This is a genomic window from Okeania sp. SIO2F4 (assembly GCF_010672385.1).
GTDB lineage: Bacteria > Cyanobacteriota > Cyanobacteriia > Cyanobacteriales > Microcoleaceae > Trichodesmium.
The window spans coordinates 1-17732 of the sequence record NZ_JAAHGT010000086.1 but is presented as its reverse complement, the minus strand read 5'-3'; the positions used below and the strand labels follow the sequence as shown (position 1 = coordinate 17732).

Genomic DNA, 17732 nt, shown 5'->3' with positions numbered 1-17732 from the left:
TTCATAATTAAGTATTGAATTGTAAAAATTTTCTAAAGTTTTATTAGATGGTTGACACAATGAATCAATATCTTAGAGTAAGTTAAAGCAAAAAATTACAGGAGTGCAATATGAGTAGTGGAAAAAGTCTCCAGACAACGAAATATGCTGAATATAAGTATAACATTACTGCACCAGTTGATTTTGATGTGGCAGTGAAATACGGTGGTGCACTAATGGCGATCGCTGGCGCAGATGGCGAATTAGCAGAAAAAGAATTTCAATGGTTTGTTGACGAGCAGGAACTATTAACAGTAGATACTCAAGAATACATTGAAACGCTCCGTAAATTCGATTGGAAAAATGCAAACATAGAAGAGTTATTGAGTGGTATCAAGTACGATTTTCCTATGAATTTTCGCCGAGTTATGTTGTACCAAGCTATAAAAATGAGTCGAGCTGATGGTACTTACCAAGAAAAAGAAAAAGCGGCAGTGGCTAAAGCAGCAGAAATTTTGGGAATTGAGCGTACTATGGTTGTTAGTATTGAATCATTAGCTGAAATGGAAGATGCAAGTGAGCGACTGCGACTTGCCTTATTTGAAACTAATGTTTAGGCATTTGTGAATCAAGCTATGAAATAATTGCTCTGGTGTTACAAGAAACCGGGTTTGTTGGAGAGAGGCGTCATAGGATAAGACACCTAAGACAAACCCGGTTTCTACAATAGAATTCTTGCAGAAGTCAGGGAATAGGGAATAGGTATGGAGGGACTGAAATTGTTTATTTCATATCTTGAATTGATTTCATTTTTGATTTTTGGAGATGTTTAATGTCAGAAAAATCATAGGTATTCATCACCAACGCCCTTTTTTACAGAGGATTTTGATCTACTTGGTTTATGACTAAATATATCAAAATTTTCTTGTCCTCAAAAATATCCAATAATTATGAGTAGTTATATAGACGAAGAAAAGATAATTGAAAATTTTGAGTGGAGTCAGCTTTCTCTAGAACGTTTGAAGTTGCTCCAATCTCAAATCAGCAAAGAGATAAACATCAAGATACAGGAACAACTAACAAAAGGTAGTGCTAATTTCAATAAAGAAACAAGTTTGGCATTTAAAGTAAGTTTGGCAAAAACATTTCCTCATAGTATTCGTGGCTCACTGTCTGAGTATGATAAATGTGTTTTTCCAATTAGTTTAGGAAGCAAAAATTTTTATACTAAGCGAGTAGAAGCTTGCATTAAATGGATTAGCTATAATTTTAAGAATTGTCTAGTATTGGTTGGTGATAGTGTACATAGACTAACAATTCAGGTGAGAGAAGGGATAAAAGAGGATGAAGCTTGGTTAAAAGCAATTCATACCGCACAGAAGTTTGTTAATGAAAACTATCTTTCATTTCAGGAATATTCTGAAGGCTGTCAATTTGAGTTCAAGATGCTTTCAGAGATTGCAAAGCGATCTGACTTTAATATTTATTATGACGAACTTCAAAGTCTTTATCAAAAAAATGAATCTTTTCAAAGTATGGTAAATTCCTTTGCTCAAAGCTATCTTAACCGAGTCAAACAGGTAGAAGTGGAGGATATACAGGAGCTTAAGCAAAAGCATCTGGCAACAACGTACTTGCTTGAGGAATCAGCTTTATTTAGCTGTCTTGCCAAAGAAGGATGGCTAGTTTTCCTTTATCCAGGGTCAATCAAAACCTTTGAAGAAATATCAGAGGGATTACATCCAGAAGTACCTCAAGCTCTCAAGCAAATGATCTGGATAAGTCTGCGCCTCAAAAAGCGGAATGCTAAAAGTGAGGATGAAAAATGAGAATAAATTAGCGATCGCTTATTTTCCTACTCGCAATGACAATATTGCATACTCTATACAGAGTAGGGACCTTGCATGCAAGGTCTCTACCTCCCTCATTTCTAGAAATACCAAATGGCTTCTATATGTCAATACTTTGAGATTTAATCAGCAAACCCTACAGCGTTTTTCAGATTTATGAACCACACTGTCATAACCAAAACCCAGTAGAGGCGATTCGCGAATCGCCTCTACTGTGGTCTATCCAAGTGAAAACTGCTGTAATTATCCATTATCCATTATTCATTACTAGACCACTATGTCTTAACAAAGGTTCAGTATTAGGTTCCCGACCTCGGAAAGTTTTAAACACTTCCATCGGATGCAAACTACCACCCAATGCTAAAACCGTATCTCTAAACTGCTTACCACAAGTAGCGATCGCCTGTTCATTTTCCAGACCAGCTTCTTCAAAAGCTGCAAAAGCATCAGCACTCAATACTTCCGCCCACTTATAACTATAATAACCAGCAGCATAACCACCAGCAAAAATATGCCCAAACGCACATAAAAATGAATCTTCTGGCAATGGTTGTAAAACAGTAGTAGTTTGAGCAACACGCTTACGCACATCAACTACTGTTTCTGACCCACCTGGTTGATAACGGTCATGGAGTTCAATATCTACTAGAGCAAAGTGCAACTGACGCAACATCCCACTACCGCTCATATAATTTCTGGCAGCCAAAAGTTTCTGATAATAATGTTCTGGCAAAGTTTCCCCTGTTTCGTAGTGTTTCGCCATTCCGAATAAAGTGGAGCGGTCATAACACCAATTTTCCATAAACTGACTAGGCAACTCCACCGCATCCCACTCTATATTATTAATACCTGCTGCACCTGCATAGTCAACTGTTGTCAGCATATGTTGTAAACCATGCCCAAATTCATGGAAAAGAGTTTCTACCTCCCTAAAAGTCATCAAACTAGGTTTACCATCTACAGGAGGTGTTTGATTACATTGTAAATAAGCTACAGGTAAACGCAAATTACTTTTACCATTCTCTACAATTTTAGCACGAGTAATACACTCATCCATCCAAGCTCCACCTCGTTTTTCTGCTGGGCGACTATAAGCGTCAAGGTAAAAGTAAGCAATGGGTGTGTTATTTTCATTATTAACTTGGAAATAACGTACATCTTCATGCCATACTGGTGCTTCCCCGTCTGCAGCAGTAATATTAATGCCAAATATCCGCTTGACCAAGCTAAATAACCCATCTAGAACTTGTGGCAGGGGGAAATATGGTCGCAACTCTTCTGCAGTGAAGGAAAATTTTTCTTCCCGTAGTCTTTCTGACCAAAAACTGGTATCCCAATGTTTGAAGTCATTTGCTTCTGGAGCATTTTTTCTAGCAGCATAAGCTTTAAGGTCTTCTAAGTCTTTGACGGCAGCATCATAACTAACACTGCGTAATTCTTCCAATAACTTTTCTACTGCTTCCACACCGGGTGCCATTTTACTAGCGAGACTCAATTCTGCATAACTATTAAAGCCAAGAATTTCTGTTTTTTGTTGACGTAGCTCCAGAATCCGTTCAATTAAAGGATAGTTGTTTAAGTCTCCACTGTCAGCACGACTGATAAAGGCTTTATAAAGTTTTTCTCGCAACTCCCGTTGTTTGCTGTGCTGCATGAAGGGTACAAAACTAGGATAGTCGAGGGTGATGCGCCAGGGTCCGTTTTCTGGTGTAGCATTTTCGGCTCCATCGTCTCTGGCGGCTTGAGCTGCTAGACTTAATAAACTGGGTGGTAAACCGTCTACTTCCTCTTTTTTAGTTAATGTGAGGCTAAAAGCTTTGGTGGCATCAATAACGTTATTAGAAAATTTGGTTGAAAGTTCTGCTAGTTCTAGTTGAATGGCATTGAAGCGTTCTCGTTTTTCTCCTTCTAAACCTACTCCTGAAAGTTCTGCATTTCTGATGGCAGCTTCAACTATGCGTTTTTGTCCTGAATCTAAGTTTTTCCAACTATCGCTATTGCTTAAATTTTTAAAAGCTTGATAAAGAGGTTGACTTTGATTTAGTTTATTAGAAAATTCTACTACTTTGGGTTGTACTTCATTATAAGCTTTTCGTAGTTCAGGACTATTTTTAACTCCCATTAAATGTCCTACTATTCCCCAACTCCAAGTTAAACGGTCTTCTAATTTTTGTAGAGGTTCTACTAAGTCATTCCAAGTTGGTTTAACTGTTCCTTCTAAGTTAATTAGTTCTTGTTCTAATTCTGTCAGTAGTTCTGTCATTGCAGGTACTACATCTTCTGTTTTGATAGATTCAAAAGGGGGTAATCCCTTACCAATTAGTAATGTTTTTTTTGTAACTGTCGTATTAGCGTTCATACGCGGGTTATCTTGATCTCCTCATCATTTTATTTTCTATTTCAATATTGTAGCGTAACTAGAACATAAATCAAATTTTATCTCTAAAATAGCTGAATTTTTTGCCTCTGGAGTTGTGAATAATACCAGCCATGAAAAAAGAATGTTACCAAATAATTAATAATTAAGAGTTAATAGTCAGTAATTATTCATTCAACAATTCACGCCTTGAAGCCTCCCCTTGGATAGGGTAAAAATCAAAAATTTTCCTTTGACTCAATCCTATCCGTTTTAAGAAGGGGTAATTATTAATTATTAATTGTTCATTGTTAATTGCTGAAAAAAAGGTGCATCTCGATCTGAGATACTTAATAAAGAACTTATCCAATTCATTTGATCGAGCTATCTCTATCATTTTCCCTTTTTTTATTCAATATTTATTCCTAGTTTGCTCTTACAACTTCGGTCTTCCTTACTTCTAATATTTGTAACAAACATCGATCGCTCTTGGTATAATACCAATTCAATCCGACAATTTTCTCAAGCAATAATTGTTGGAAATATCTGAATCGGGGATAGGAAATAGAGCCATAAACAAAATTGAAAAAAGAAGCATAAATCAGGAAAAAGGAATAAAGAAAGAAGAACAAAATGGTGAGATTAAAGATTCATATTTTGTTAACAAATACTCTCTTATTAGGGTTTGCTGAAAAAGTCTTATGGCTTAGGGGAGGACACAGGAGACTGGAGACAGGAGAAATTGGGAATTTAGAGGAGTTAGTCGAATATTTTATCCCTCAGTTTTTCTGCAATTATTCTCCTCAAAACCCTAACTTTCTGCTTGCTCAAGCTGAAAAAGCCAGACCCCCTGGAGCGAAAAAAAGCCTAAAACCTTTATCTGTCGATGGTTTTAGATTTAATCAGCAAGCCCTAATTAGGAGAAATAATTTATGAATAGAAAGAGGTCTTTTGGTACTGCTGAATCAATACTTATAAGCAGGAACAAAACTATTTGTAGAAAACATTTAATGAAAAAAATATTCGATTCAATATTTCAATCCGAATGCTTCAGTCAGAGGTACTGATAACTGAATTGCGCAGTTCCTCCGACAGGAGGCTAACTGTTAACGCAGTTCCTCCGACAGGAGGCTAACTGAAATGACTCCACTCCCTTTTTTAATAAACCTCTTGCAAAATTTTTAATTAAACCAATTCAAGAAGTCTAATCGACAATTTTATCCCCCCTATTCCCTCCATACCTATTCCCTATTCCCTGACTTCTGCAAGAAGTCTAATCTTGGAGAGAGTTTATTAATTTTAGATCGCAATAAGTTCTACCTTTAGTATCCCCACTTAGAGTAGTAAATGGTTTTTCTGGTTCTCCTAAATGATTTAATACTAGAGTTGCGCCAGTAAAATCTTGATTAACAGTATAATCATTAACCGTCACAATTGTTTTTAATCCTACTTGTAAGGCTGCTTGTAAACCATGATGTGAATCTTCAAATACTATACAATTATTGCTGTGAATATTCATTTTTTCTAACACATAATAATAAATATCTGGAGCAGGTTTTTTTGCCGGAACTATATCTCCTGCAGCAATTATTTCAAACCAAGAAATACTTTCTTTTCCCAAGGTATGCTCTAATAATGCCGTCACATTTGGTAAGGCGCTAGTAGTAGCGATCGCCAACCGCATTTTATTAGTTCGTGCTTCTGTTAATAATCTTTTCACTCCTGAGCGTAATGGTATAGCACCTGTTCCTAATAATTTTTGGTAATAATTTGTTTTACTTGCGTGTAGATTAGAAATTAATTCTGGCAGTGGAATTGATGATGAAAATTTTGGTTGATACTGACTAATATAAAAATTAATCCGTTCTTTCCCACCAGCGATATGCAGTAATTCTCCATACAAGGAAACTGACCATTCCCAGTCTAACCCAGCTTCAGCAAAAGCTTGATTAAAAGCTACTCTATGGCCATCTCGTTCTGTATTTGCTAAAGTGCCATCAACATCAAATATTAGGGTAAATGCTTCAGTCATTTCAGTTATCAGTTATCAGTTATCAGTTATCAATACCTCCTGGAATAAGAAAGCTTGAAATACTGAAATTTTCTTTTTTTTATCGCCTTTGAAAAGGAGAATATTGACCTAATTTTATGGTATAGTTTACCGAAAAATTCAGGTATAAAGCCTCTCCATTCATGGAGAAAAAAAATTTCCTTTAGCTCAATCCTCTTCTTTATAAGAAGAGGTAATTATTAATTATTAATTATTAATTATTAATTATTACTTAAAACCTACCTTCAGATTGCTTTACTGACTCTGCAGTATGTTCTCTAATGGGTTGTTTTGAAATTATAGACTGATGAGATGATTGGCTAGAATAATTTGTATGTTGTAATTGTCTCACAAGTGTAATCAGACGTTTCAAGTGAGGTTTTACCACCTGTGTATTTTGTATTTCCAAATCGTCAATTTTGGCCTGAAGCTGGGATATATCTGCTTGAGGTTCCTTGGCCAATACTTCCATATCCCTTTGCAGATTAGCGATCGCTTCCTCAATTACCAAAATACGGCCATTTACTATTTCCCAATCATTTGTAGTCAGAGCTTTTTTATCTACAGATGCTAAACTTTTTTGCACAGAAGAAGCTGAGTGTTCTAGTGCAGTTAGTTGCTGTTGTATCTCTGAGTCCAGAACTTGTATTGATTCAGTAGAGAATTTTTCACGAACTGATTCAATTTCTGTAGAAAGCTGTTGACGAAGTTTAACTATTACCTTTACAGCATTTTTTTCTAGCTTTTCTACTGAGCTTTGAATTTCTCCTATCTCAGACTTTTGAGATAATAGCATCTGCTGTTCAAATCGGTATCTATTAGCCACATTCAGAGATAAGGCCAATGTCATAGGTGCTACTGCGTAAAATGCTTGTCCCGAAGCTACTACTCCAAAAGCACCCAATGCTGAACCAATTATACAAGCATACTCCGCCAAATTGAGCCAATGCTTTTTATCAAAAGTTTGCTTCACAGCTCTCCTTGGCAATGAATCTCGATTCCGTTCCATATTTAGTCACATTTGCTCACAAGCATTTTCTGTTTCATTCTATAAGTATCGGCACTATCTACAATTCTTTATTGATACGAGTAATATTATACCATTGACATTTCCCGGATTGAACCATTAACCTAAAACCTATAACCTACAATTTTCTCGAATTATGGTTGAAAATTACCGAATAATTAAGGTTTAAAGCCTCTCACTCGCCGTGGAGAAACAAGCGGTCGTTTCGGCTGTCGCCGACAGGAATGCGGAGCATGACCTAGGATGGGATGGCGAGGTCTCCCGAAGAAAGCAGAGCCGCTCCGAAGTGCGCCATATCCAATCTCCCCTTGATCAGAAAAAATTTTCATGATTAGTCAATCCTATCCGTTTTCAAGGAGAGGTAATTGTTAATTATTAATTATTAATTATTAATTTTTGAACCTATCATCTCCGAAAAAATCAGGTTTATCCTATGAAACAAATTAAGTCTATTTTTACTGTAACATTGTTTTTTCTTCTACTCCTAGGAGTAGGATTTTTAACAGTTAATTTTGTCTTAGCTATAGTCAATAATTTATCTTAAATTATTCCCAATAATGTTTTTATCTAACTATTTAAACCTAGTATATAGCGATCAATTCTGATTCTACTAAAATCCTGATAAATACATTTTTTTTCATTGCCGACCAGAATGAGAAAGCTTAATGGGAATTTCAATTACAAACACTGTAAATTCGCCAATCATAGACTTACAAGACAACTTACCCTGATGTTTATCAACAATTAATTCTTGGGAAATTGACAAACCTAAACCCATACTATTTTCTGAGGTTTTCGTAGTAAATAAAGGTTCAAATATCCGGCTATATACTTCTTCAACCATGCCTATTCCATTATCAGCAATAGCAATCGCGATATAATCATCTTTAACTTCTGTAGTAATTAAAATTTCTGGTTCAAACGGTTGAGGATTGATTTTTTTTGTACTTAAATTTCGGTGTTTTTCCTCCAGTGCATCAATAGCATTAGTAAAAATGTGCATAAACACTTGATTTAACTCTCCAGGATAACATTCGACATGAGGCAAACTTCCATACTTTTTAACCACATTAATATCAGGGCAATTCCCTTTTCCTTGAAACTGATTTTGCAAAATTAAAAGTGTACTGTCTAATCCTTTATGAATATCTACTGTTTTTATAGATTCTACTTCTAATCCAGAAAACTGTCGTAGCGATCTAACTACATCTCTAATTCGTTCTGCCCCTATCATCATTGAGCCTAATAATTTTGGCAAATCTTCTTTAATAAAATCTAGTTCTATATCTTCAATTTCTGACTCAATTTCTGGTGTAGGATGAGGATAATGTTGCTGATAAATATCTATCAAGTACAACAAATCTTGAACATAATTTATGGCTAAACCAATATTACCAGAAATAAAATTAACAGGGTTATTAACTTCATGGGTAACACCTGCCACAACTTGCCCCAAGATAGAAGTTTTATGCTTTTGAATTAATTGAGTAGTAGCCGAGTTTAGTTTCTGTAAAGTTTGCTCTAATTGATCGGCTTGTTGGCGAAATTTTTTCTGATTATGGCGTAGTGAAGCTTCCATTGCCAAACGTTCTGTAATGTCTAAACCAACAAAAACTGCGGCTGGTAATGATGCTTTATCCCGATAATATTTTTGAGCAACTATTAAATAAGTCCTAATGTTTCCTCTAACATTTGCTTTTACTTCTCTAACATTCGTCAAATCTGCTTGAGCAAAAAAGTCATAAACAAAATCGTTAAATTCTGGGCTAGTCTGTAAAAATCCTACTTCTTTATTAATAAAAGTTTCAATAGGTAAATTGTAGGCATTAGCTAAATGTTTATTAACTCCTAGATATCGTAAATCTGGACTGATCCATGAAACTAATCCTGGTACCGCATTTAAAACAGCTTGGAATTGTTCCTTCGCTTCTCGTAAATCTAGATTAATTTTCTTTTGCGCAGAAATGTCACGCACAATGGCACATTGATATTCATGACCATGAAATTCTAAATAATTTGCATTGACTTCTACAGGAAAAATACGACCTGCTTTAGTACAATAATTCGATTCAAACCTCAGAGATTTTTGATTTTTAACTTGTTGCCAATAAGTTGGCAAAACTTCTCTAGATAATTCTAAGTCAATATCATAAATTGTTAGCTGAAGTAATTCAGATTCAGAATATCCCAGCAAATTACAAGTCTGTTTATTTACATAGTATAGTTGTCCATTAACACTTATCCAGAAAATAGCATCAGCAGCATTGTCAGTTGCTAACTTAGTTAATTCTAATTGTTGCTGAATTTTTTTCTCTCGAGTTATTTCTTCTGTAGATATAATTAGACCACCAATAATACCTTCATCTGTATGCCAAGGTTTGACTTTCCATTTTACCAATAGTATTGAGCCATTAGGAGCAGTAATTGTATGTTCTAACTCAAATTGGCTAATGGTTCCTACTAGACATTTTTCAGCTTGTCCCTGCCAAGATGCTGGGAGATTAGGGAATACCTGGTAATGCAGATTCCCAATAATTTCACTAGACTCTAGTTGCCAATATTGTAACCAGATACCAGAAGCCGCTAAATAAAACATTTCCTGGTCTAACATTGCCATAGCAGCAGGTATATGTTTGATGAATTGGCAAAGTTGATTGTAAGTTCCATGTTTTTCTGGATATTGATGACTTAGGGGAGGAGTTGAATCATCATAGGTGGTTGTGTTTATTGGTCTTTGTTTCATTTTTAGGATTTCCTCCCTAGTCTGATTTAGTATTTGTGCTATTAGGTGGTGCATAATCTCGTCGTGGCAAATAAATTAAGGGGGGTTCAAAAATAATTGCAATTCCCTCGACTATCACATTTCTAACACTAACTTGTCTATAAATGCCAATAGTAAAACTTTTATGTTGGATTAATTCTTGTACTAGAGATATTTCGGATGAAGAATTTAGTTATGCTGCCTAAAGAAATAAGAATCAGGAAAATAATCATGAAAGGTGGTAGGTCTTAGGTGTTAGGTGGTTCAGAAAAAATATCTCAAGTATAATTAGTTTTTTAATAAAGCATTAATGGATGATAAATGGTATTAATGACTACGTTTTTTTCTCCATACTAATTGGTCTAATTATTTTAACTTCATTCAAACTATAGTGCTGAATTTTCTTAATGTTTATTTGATTTTCAGTAAATTTTCAGTGAGATAAATTTATTCTTGGTCTGTGAAGATTACGACAGTTTTGGAGTTAATGAGGTAAAAAGTTTTAGGCATTTAGGGAATAGGGAAAAAAGATTAGTATTAAACTGTGCCTCACTATCTCCAATGTACTATGAATTTGTAGGTATTTCAACAGTGAAAATACATATTTTTCAATGATTACAAATTAACAATTACCTATTCTTAAAAATAAGAGGATTGACTAAGACCACATTCATGGATAGATATTTACAGGGAGTAGGCAATAGGCAATAGGCAATAGGGAGTGGGAAAAACCATCGCTCTTTAATTTTATCGTCTTGCCAAACCAAGGTTTCCTCTAATATCAAATCCGCTTGCTTCGGAGTGTTATCAAAAACCTGGTTTATGGGATACAAATTTCAGTATGGTAGGGCATCTAATAACATTTCTCCAAAACTTTTCTACATTTTGTTGATCGAGGGAGTAGGGAAGAAGTAAACATATGAATAATTAACATTAACTTAGCTAAAATCAGAAAAAAGGTAATTATGCCTGTGTTAATTAATTAATCACTGAAGTGTTACCCAAGTATAGCGTTACTTTTGGGGATTGGTATAAGACAAACCTGGAATAATATACTTTATTTATACCGATACTACCGGATTTCATCTAACTAATCACAAAAACTTCATTTCAATAATTAATAATTAATAATTACCTATTCTTATAAAGAAAATAATTAGGTTCAAAGATTTTTTTTCTCCATGAATGGAAAGGTTTTATACCTATATTTTTCGGTTAAGAGTATTTTTTTAAACTGGTATAAAAAAACAATTTTCTTGATTTATCCTGAAAAGGAAAGAGTTTAAAGCTTAATTATTAGACTTGTTGGGAATTAAGCTCAAAAAGTTGCTAAAACCCTTATCTGTTTAAGGGTATACTGTTTTTGGAGCTTAAATAACTAAAAGGCTATATATAGCAATCCTAAATAGGTTGTCAAAAATCAAAAAGTAGATAAAAAAACTAAAATTCCCACCAGTTAAGTATTCCCAGTTGAGTGTATCCTCAAAGCGGTAAGATTTTTATACACAAATAAAATAGGATTGCTATAGTAAGCTTTTGAGAAGTTTCAGTTTTTATTTCCCAACAACTCTATTATACTAATTTGATAAATGTTTGCTAAAAGTAGCTAGGAAATTTTTTAGGAGTCAGGAGTCAGGAGTCAGAATGAATAGCTTTAATGCTATTTATGACTTCATAAATTATCGAATTCGTCCAAGAAACATCTCCTGTCAAGTCTTTTTATTGCCCTTATTATTCATAACATTCTTTTTTCACGCTTGGTATTAATTATTGGTTAACAATTCTGGAATTTATACCAGGCGAGATAAATTTTTGCTACAAATATAGCAATATGATTTAAGTTGTGAGATATTGGAGACTTTTAGGGAACAATTAATTGGGAACACTTAACTGAGAAGAAGAAAAAAACGAACATATATGAATATGATAACTACTATATTTATACTTTTAAGGAACATCTCAATTCTCAGAACTGATTCCTGATTGCTATAGTTAGGTTATTCTTTAGGAAGACCGAGGACCAGGTCCGAGTCAGGAGGAATAGAATCTAAAGTTTTTTATAGCTCTCCTCTATTTTTAGTCAAATAGATATTAAAATCAACTTATTTAAACACTCAAGCTTATTCTTCAATAATTAATAATTAATAATTACCTATTCTTATAAATGAAGAGGATTGGCTAAAAGGATTTTTTTCTTCTCTTGGTCGATTGGATATGGCGAGGAAACCTCGCCATCCCTCGACCGCTTTTTATCCATGAATGGAGAGGCTTTATACCTGAATTTTTCGGTAAAATTCTTTTTTCGCCCTTAGTATTACTAATACAATTTCTCAAAAGCTTTTCTACATTTTCTTGAGCTGGGGAGTAGGGGAGTGGGGGAGTAGTAAACATAAGAACAATTAACACGCCCCTGGCTAATAATTAAGGTTTGCGGAAAAAAGTCTTTTGGTAAGGGTAGGAGTTAGGAGCAACGGGAATTATAGAGGAGGTAGAAGTCAGAATTTTCCCTTGGTTTTTCTGCTGTTGTCTGCCGAAAATGCGCTCCATGGATGAGCTTTATAAGTGCGAAAAGCTGGTACTTTTTTAGATTAAAAAAGGCACTTACCTTTATATTTCAATGCTTTGATGATTATTCAGCCAGCCCTAATTATCAAAAAGATTATTTAACCTGTGTTAATTACTTAATAATTGAAGTGTTACCTAAGTATAGCATTGGTGCTTGGTAATTGGTATATAGCAATTCCCAAAAAGCGTGAGGTACAAAATTCTTTGGTTTTAGGGAACACTTAACTGGGAACACTTAACTGGGGAAAGGGGATGGGGAGTAGGGAGTAGGGAGTAGTAATTCTTGTTCCGTAGCAGTAGAAAACAACTGTATCTCACTAATTTGAGAAACGCTATAATACTCAAAATCAAAATTTACAGACTAGTAGGTTGAGTTTGATAACTGAAAATTCAATAACAAAACTTCCGAATTGTAACTGATTTTATTCTATAAATTAGGATCTAAATTAATATTTTATCGCCCAAACCAACCCCTAGACAAAGCAGTAAGTAAATTCATACATTAAATCTACTCTACCTTTGCGTAAAACTGCTGGATCTAATCTTTCTTTAGTATTACAGGTCATTAAAACAACTAATTTATGCTGATGATTAATTCCAGATTCATCTACTACGCTTTGATATAAAGTACCATCTAACAAACTGAGAATATGTTCCGTTTTACTATTAGTTTGTGCTACTTCCAAAGAGCGGTCTTGAGCTAAATTATCTGCCTCATTAATAATCAGACAAATCTGTTCTAAATACGTTGGTGGTACAAAATTTTCTACTGCATCATGATCTAAGATAAAAATTACATATCCTAAAGGAACTAAAATCTCTTTTGCTACTGCTTGAGTCCAAGCTGTTTTACCTGTTCCTGGTTCTCCACTTATTAATATAGCTAGTTGATTTTGTACAAAAATTTCTTGCTGTACTGTCTCAGTAAAGTTTTGAATATCTTGAGGAAATGTATTAATAGGAAATTGACTTTGAACTTGCCCTATACGACATTGATAACCACTTACCATAACTGCCATATTGTAGGTCGATTTTCTCACAAGTGGTGCTATATTTTGAGAAATTAAACTGTAGTAACGTCTGCCTTTATCATAAGTTTCTACTTGTAACCAACAGCAATATTTTGACCAATAACTATATACTGTACCTAAAGTTTATAGACGTTCCCAACTGATAAATCTTTCTATCGGATAATAAAAATTTCTTTCCATAAATGATTGGGTAATTATGTTAGGTTTACCCAATAAATCAAGAATTTTAAAAATAGTAATTTCTTGAAGTCTATTCAGAGCATATTCAATAGGAATACTTTCTCTTGTAATAGTTCGTTTCACAGGAGTTTCTATGCTCAATAAATCTTGATAACGATAATCTGGAGTTGGAGGTTGAGGAGTTATATAATCCCTGTATTTTCCGAAAAAATGTTTAATATGTTTGCCCACCAAGCAAATTCATGACGACCTAAAGCATCTGCAATGTCACTAGCTATATCAAGAGTTTTTTTGCTGACTTCCCAAGGATCATTAGATAATAAATGCCATAGATATTCCCAATCAAATTCTCGGTAAAGTGGTCGCCAACCTGCTCCTAGTAATCCTTTATTTTGAGGATTATTTTGCTTACTGTCGAAGTATCCTGTTCCCATAGTTTGTTGAAGTTCTATATATACACAAATTTTCTTTTAAGATAATATTTATCACCTGTAACATTTCCAATTAACTTTATCGCTGATGGCTGATTACTTTTATTACCTTATTTTTTTTGCTCTTTATAGAGGAATTGTGATAAATTAATGGCAAAATACCGGCATTCGTACTAAACGCAAGAGGTGAAAATTATAAAATATTATAGTTTTTTTATAAAACAAAATAAAAAAAATATCGTTACAGTAAAAAAGGGAGTAGGGAATAGAGAAGAGGGAAAACCTTCTACCTTTAATTTTCTTGTATGGCAAAATTCATGTCTCCCCTACCTACTAATACAATTTTCATAAAATATTGCAGAGCGTGACATAACAAGTAAAAGGAGATAGGGAACGCCGGAACCAGGAAAGATAAATAAACAAAACATTGAGGAAAAAAAGTTTAATTTTGACAATGAATCCAAACCATAAAGTATTAAACTTTAGAAATAAATCACAAATAATGAATGTAACAGCCTTTTTTTGATTTGGTATAAAAAAAGTTAATATAGCAACATTTTTTGCAGCTAGTATAATAGCAATTACCAGAAACTTTGCTCTAAAGTTTCTAATTCATTAACTGAATCTTGAGCAACTTTTAAAAAGCATTGATGATCGCCTAAAGATATCCTTCCATATATTTCTGAAATATTAGCGGCTATAAATGATGACTATCTTTTTATTTGTTGAAAATTCCATATAATTACTCAAATTAAAATTAATTTTTGCGTTTAGTTTCTCCCTTCATCTAAAATACTGTTGTGACAAATCATTAAATTTTTTAAAGTCTTTGAAAATTATTTTAGCTGTGATATTTTCAAACACTGAAAAATAATCAAATTAAAATAAAATTTTCCCTTTTGCTTCATCTAGTTAATTTTTAATTCTACTTAAACGAGAATAGCCTTCTTTTTTATTTCACCTTCAAGTAGATGGAATTTGTAAATACTTAGTTGGAACTTCATCAACTAACCAAACATTATTGTGAGAAAGGTAAAAATTATAACCATCTTCAGACATTGCCATCGCATCTATCACTAATACTATAGATTTTCCATTTCTTCTTTTTGCGACATTTCTAGCTATAGTAATATCATTTGATAAATGAACATGATTTCTTGACATTTTCTGTAAACCAGTTTTTTTAATTGAGTCAATTACATGAATTACTGTACCATGATAAAGTATACCTGGAGGTATTTGTGGTTCTAATTGCAAATCTACTTTTACACTGTGTCCGTAGTTAGCACGAATTAGAGTACCACTAGGGTCTACAGAAAATCGTTTTTTATCGTTCTTTTCTACAACTGTATAAAGTTCTGTTTCCCAGATAGGAAATTTATGATTTTTAGCTGCTTTCAATAGTTCTTCTATAGCAACCCAACCATGAGGATCGAGTTTAATACCTATTTTCTCGGGTTGGTGTCTCAACACGAAACTCAAATACTTACTAACTTTTACTATGTGAGAATTGTTCATAATATTATTTATTATTTTTTCACAAAAAATATTACTTATATCATGTCCGGATGAACAGTTATAAATAATTTGGGAGGAGTCAGGAGACAGGAGAAAAGAATGTATTAGGAGAAAGAAGTGTTTTTATTACGCTCTTATCCGGACATAGTATTAATTGTTATTTGTTTAACTAAGCAATTTAATTTTGATATGGTTGATTTTTTCTGGAGCATTAAATATAGATGTCAAGCTTCAGACATATACTACTTTTATGTTACAATATAAATATAAGAACTGTCAAGGATAGGTATAGGAAAACTAAAAAATCAAAAGTCCAAAGGTAGAAATTAAATTATTACTGTGACTAAAACAAGAGAATTTGAGCATGTTCTAACAGTCACTATTACTGTTATAAAAATGATATAATTTCATCTCTTGCTCATTGTTGCGCTTTAGCGCTCTTAGAAATATTTATGCTAAAGTGCAACTACAAAGAAATAATTTTAATAACTAATTATTCAAAAAACCTTATCTAAGTATTATTTACTTTGTAAATCATCTTTGATTAGCCTTGGTAAAAGTAAAATTATCAGCTAATAAATTAAATATAAATACTTAATTGATTTCGACGATTGAGAACTGGCATTTCCTCCTGACTTTTGAATTGCGGAATGTAGACTCTAATGAACAGAAATTAAATAAGACTGGGAAAGTCTGGTTTCTGCTGTTGAAATATATTGATATTCAATAATTAATAATTAATAATTACCTCTTTTTAAGAATGACAGAACTTAGAATGAGTAAAACCTGATAATTACTAATTACAACTCCCTACTCGACTATTCCCGATATCTAGCAAACTTTTTTCCAATTGGAATAATAAAATTCAAACAAACTCGTTACCGAATAATTAATAATTAATAATTATTAAGTAGAGCAAGGTAAAAAAAAGGTGTTGGATATTTAGTTATAAAAGCCTTAAAAGCATTGATATAGCTTACTTATGAACCAGTTGACAATTTGATACATAAACTACAATATTTACCACTCTCTACTTAATTAAATACCTTGCTTAAAAGCCTCCCCCCATAAGGGAAAAAATCCTAGGATATTTCCTTATCCATATTCCCTTACGGTTTTCCTTGAGGTAATTAGGGTTTGCTGAAAAAGTCTTATGGGTGATGGTAGGAGTCAGGAGTCACGAGGAATTTAGAGGAGGGAGGAAGAAAAATTATCCCTTGATTTTTCTGCCTCGTGTCAACCCAAAATCCTAACTTTTTTAGCTTTTTAGGACGAAATCCTTGTACTTTTTCAAGACCTAAAAAAGCACTTTCCTTTATCTGTCAATACTTTTAGATTGAATTCGCAAGCCCTAATTATCCATTATCCATTAATGAAATACTAATCTATTATTTATCCCTATATTGAAAAAGTATATGGTTTGCATAAATTGTCAAAATCAAGTCTTTTTGTTCTCTTTTTAATATATTTATATTTCCTAGTTTGAGTGGAATATATCCATGTTTTCCTCTTCCGTCACCCTCTGCAATATTTTATCAAATTAGTATAAATGAGGCCGTTTTTCAACTAAAACAAAATCAACAAAAACAAAAAAGCTGATGACTTATAGTTGAATTGCCCATTGTTATAAATATAAATTAGCAACCAAAAGAAAGAAAGTTCTCTTGGTTGCTGAAAATCAAATATTATTAGTAACTAGCGTTGCTAATTTTGGGTATGATTTGTATTTGTTGGCAATTGCTAAACTATTGAATAACAAATACTTGAAATTATTCAGTTTTTATTTTCATACCTTGACTCAGCAACGCCTAGCAATTAAAAGTCTATAGAAACCTATTAGACTGTAGTTGCTAACTGTGGACGAAATGCTTCCTTTAATAACTCCACCTTCTGCACCACCACGTCGCTGTCGGGCTTGCCCTTGAGCAGGGAGATGATCTCGTCGCTGGTGTGGCCGCTGGTCTCCCAGCCGTCCACCTCGATG

The 17732-nt window shown here is 33.5% G+C and carries 11 protein-coding genes; 3 read left to right on the top strand and 8 right to left on the bottom strand.

All coding sequences use genetic code 11. From position 1 onward, the window contains the following. Positions 1–110: 110 nt before the first annotated feature. Positions 111–596 carry a TerB family tellurite resistance protein gene (locus tag F6K22_RS08350; protein ID WP_293095731.1) on the top strand — a complete coding sequence of 162 codons (486 nt, stop codon included), beginning with the start codon at positions 111–113 and terminating at the stop codon, positions 594–596. 333 nt (positions 597–929) lie between these two features. Next, entirely contained in the window at positions 930–1808 is an 879-nt protein-coding gene (locus F6K22_RS08345; protein WP_293095728.1) for a tRNA-dependent cyclodipeptide synthase, read from the top strand. A 271-nt stretch (positions 1809–2079) separates the two neighbouring features. On the opposite strand, the gene F6K22_RS08340 is transcribed toward F6K22_RS08345, so the two are convergent. Then, positions 2080–4188 carry a M3 family metallopeptidase gene (locus F6K22_RS08340; RefSeq protein WP_293095726.1) on the bottom strand — a complete coding sequence of 703 codons (2109 nt, stop codon included), beginning with the start codon at positions 4186–4188 and terminating at the stop codon, positions 2080–2082. Between the two features lie 630 nt (positions 4189–4818). Between F6K22_RS08340 and F6K22_RS08335 the strand changes: the two genes are divergently transcribed. Next, positions 4819–5121 (top strand): hypothetical protein, encoded by a 303-nt coding sequence (locus F6K22_RS08335; RefSeq protein WP_293095723.1) that lies wholly within the window; start codon positions 4819–4821, stop codon positions 5119–5121. Positions 5122–5458: 337 nt separating this feature from the next. Here F6K22_RS08335 and F6K22_RS08330 read toward each other — a convergent pair whose 3' ends face one another. The 7 genes from F6K22_RS08330 to F6K22_RS08310 form a co-directional block, all read right to left on the bottom strand. Then, positions 5459–6217: an HAD family hydrolase gene (locus F6K22_RS08330; RefSeq protein WP_293095720.1), complete on the bottom strand. Its 759-nt coding sequence runs from the start codon at positions 6215–6217 to the stop codon at positions 5459–5461. 250 nt (positions 6218–6467) lie between these two features. Further along, on the bottom strand, positions 6468–7244 hold the full coding sequence (locus F6K22_RS08325) for a hypothetical protein (RefSeq protein ID WP_293095717.1): 777 nt from the start codon (positions 7242–7244) through the stop codon (positions 6468–6470). A 655-nt stretch (positions 7245–7899) separates the two neighbouring features. Then, entirely contained in the window at positions 7900–10005 is a 2106-nt protein-coding gene (locus F6K22_RS08320; protein ID WP_293095714.1) for a PAS domain-containing sensor histidine kinase, read from the bottom strand. Positions 10006–13061: 3056 nt separating this feature from the next. Further along, on the bottom strand, positions 13062–13607 hold the full coding sequence (locus F6K22_RS41845; protein ID WP_363273110.1) for an AAA family ATPase: 546 nt from the start codon (positions 13605–13607) through the stop codon (positions 13062–13064). 135 nt (positions 13608–13742) lie between these two features. Further along, complete coding sequence (locus F6K22_RS41840) at positions 13743–13940, bottom strand: hypothetical protein (RefSeq protein WP_363273108.1); 198 nt, start codon at positions 13938–13940, stop codon at positions 13743–13745. A gap of 41 nt (positions 13941–13981) precedes the next feature. Then, positions 13982–14233, bottom strand: coding sequence for a hypothetical protein (locus F6K22_RS41835; protein ID WP_363273106.1), 252 nt, complete (start codon positions 14231–14233; stop codon positions 13982–13984). 960 nt (positions 14234–15193) lie between these two features. Beyond that, on the bottom strand, positions 15194–15748 hold the full coding sequence (locus tag F6K22_RS08310) for an RNA 2'-phosphotransferase (protein WP_293095711.1): 555 nt from the start codon (positions 15746–15748) through the stop codon (positions 15194–15196). Positions 15749–17732: the final 1984 nt, after the last annotated feature.

What these genes read in the sequence shown, in the direction of transcription:
- F6K22_RS08350 (WP_293095731.1), top strand. Translation starts at nt 111, where the DNA reads ATGAGTAGTGGAAAAAGTCTCCAGACAACGAAATATGCTGAATATAAG.
- F6K22_RS08345 (WP_293095728.1), top strand. Translation starts at nt 930, where the DNA reads ATGAGTAGTTATATAGACGAAGAAAAGATAATTGAAAATTTTGAGTGG.
- F6K22_RS08340 (WP_293095726.1), bottom strand. Translation starts at nt 4,188, where the DNA reads ATGAACGCTAATACGACAGTTACAAAAAAAACATTACTAATTGGTAAG.
- F6K22_RS08335 (WP_293095723.1), top strand. Translation starts at nt 4,819, where the DNA reads ATGGTGAGATTAAAGATTCATATTTTGTTAACAAATACTCTCTTATTA.
- F6K22_RS08330 (WP_293095720.1), bottom strand. Translation starts at nt 6,217, where the DNA reads ATGACTGAAGCATTTACCCTAATATTTGATGTTGATGGCACTTTAGCA.
- F6K22_RS08325 (WP_293095717.1), bottom strand. Translation starts at nt 7,244, where the DNA reads ATGGAACGGAATCGAGATTCATTGCCAAGGAGAGCTGTGAAGCAAACT.
- F6K22_RS08320 (WP_293095714.1), bottom strand. Translation starts at nt 10,005, where the DNA reads ATGAAACAAAGACCAATAAACACAACCACCTATGATGATTCAACTCCT.
- F6K22_RS41845 (WP_363273110.1), bottom strand. Translation starts at nt 13,607, where the DNA reads ATGGCAGTTATGGTAAGTGGTTATCAATGTCGTATAGGGCAAGTTCAA.
- F6K22_RS41835 (WP_363273106.1), bottom strand. Translation starts at nt 14,233, where the DNA reads ATGGGAACAGGATACTTCGACAGTAAGCAAAATAATCCTCAAAATAAA.
- F6K22_RS08310 (WP_293095711.1), bottom strand. Translation starts at nt 15,748, where the DNA reads ATGAACAATTCTCACATAGTAAAAGTTAGTAAGTATTTGAGTTTCGTG.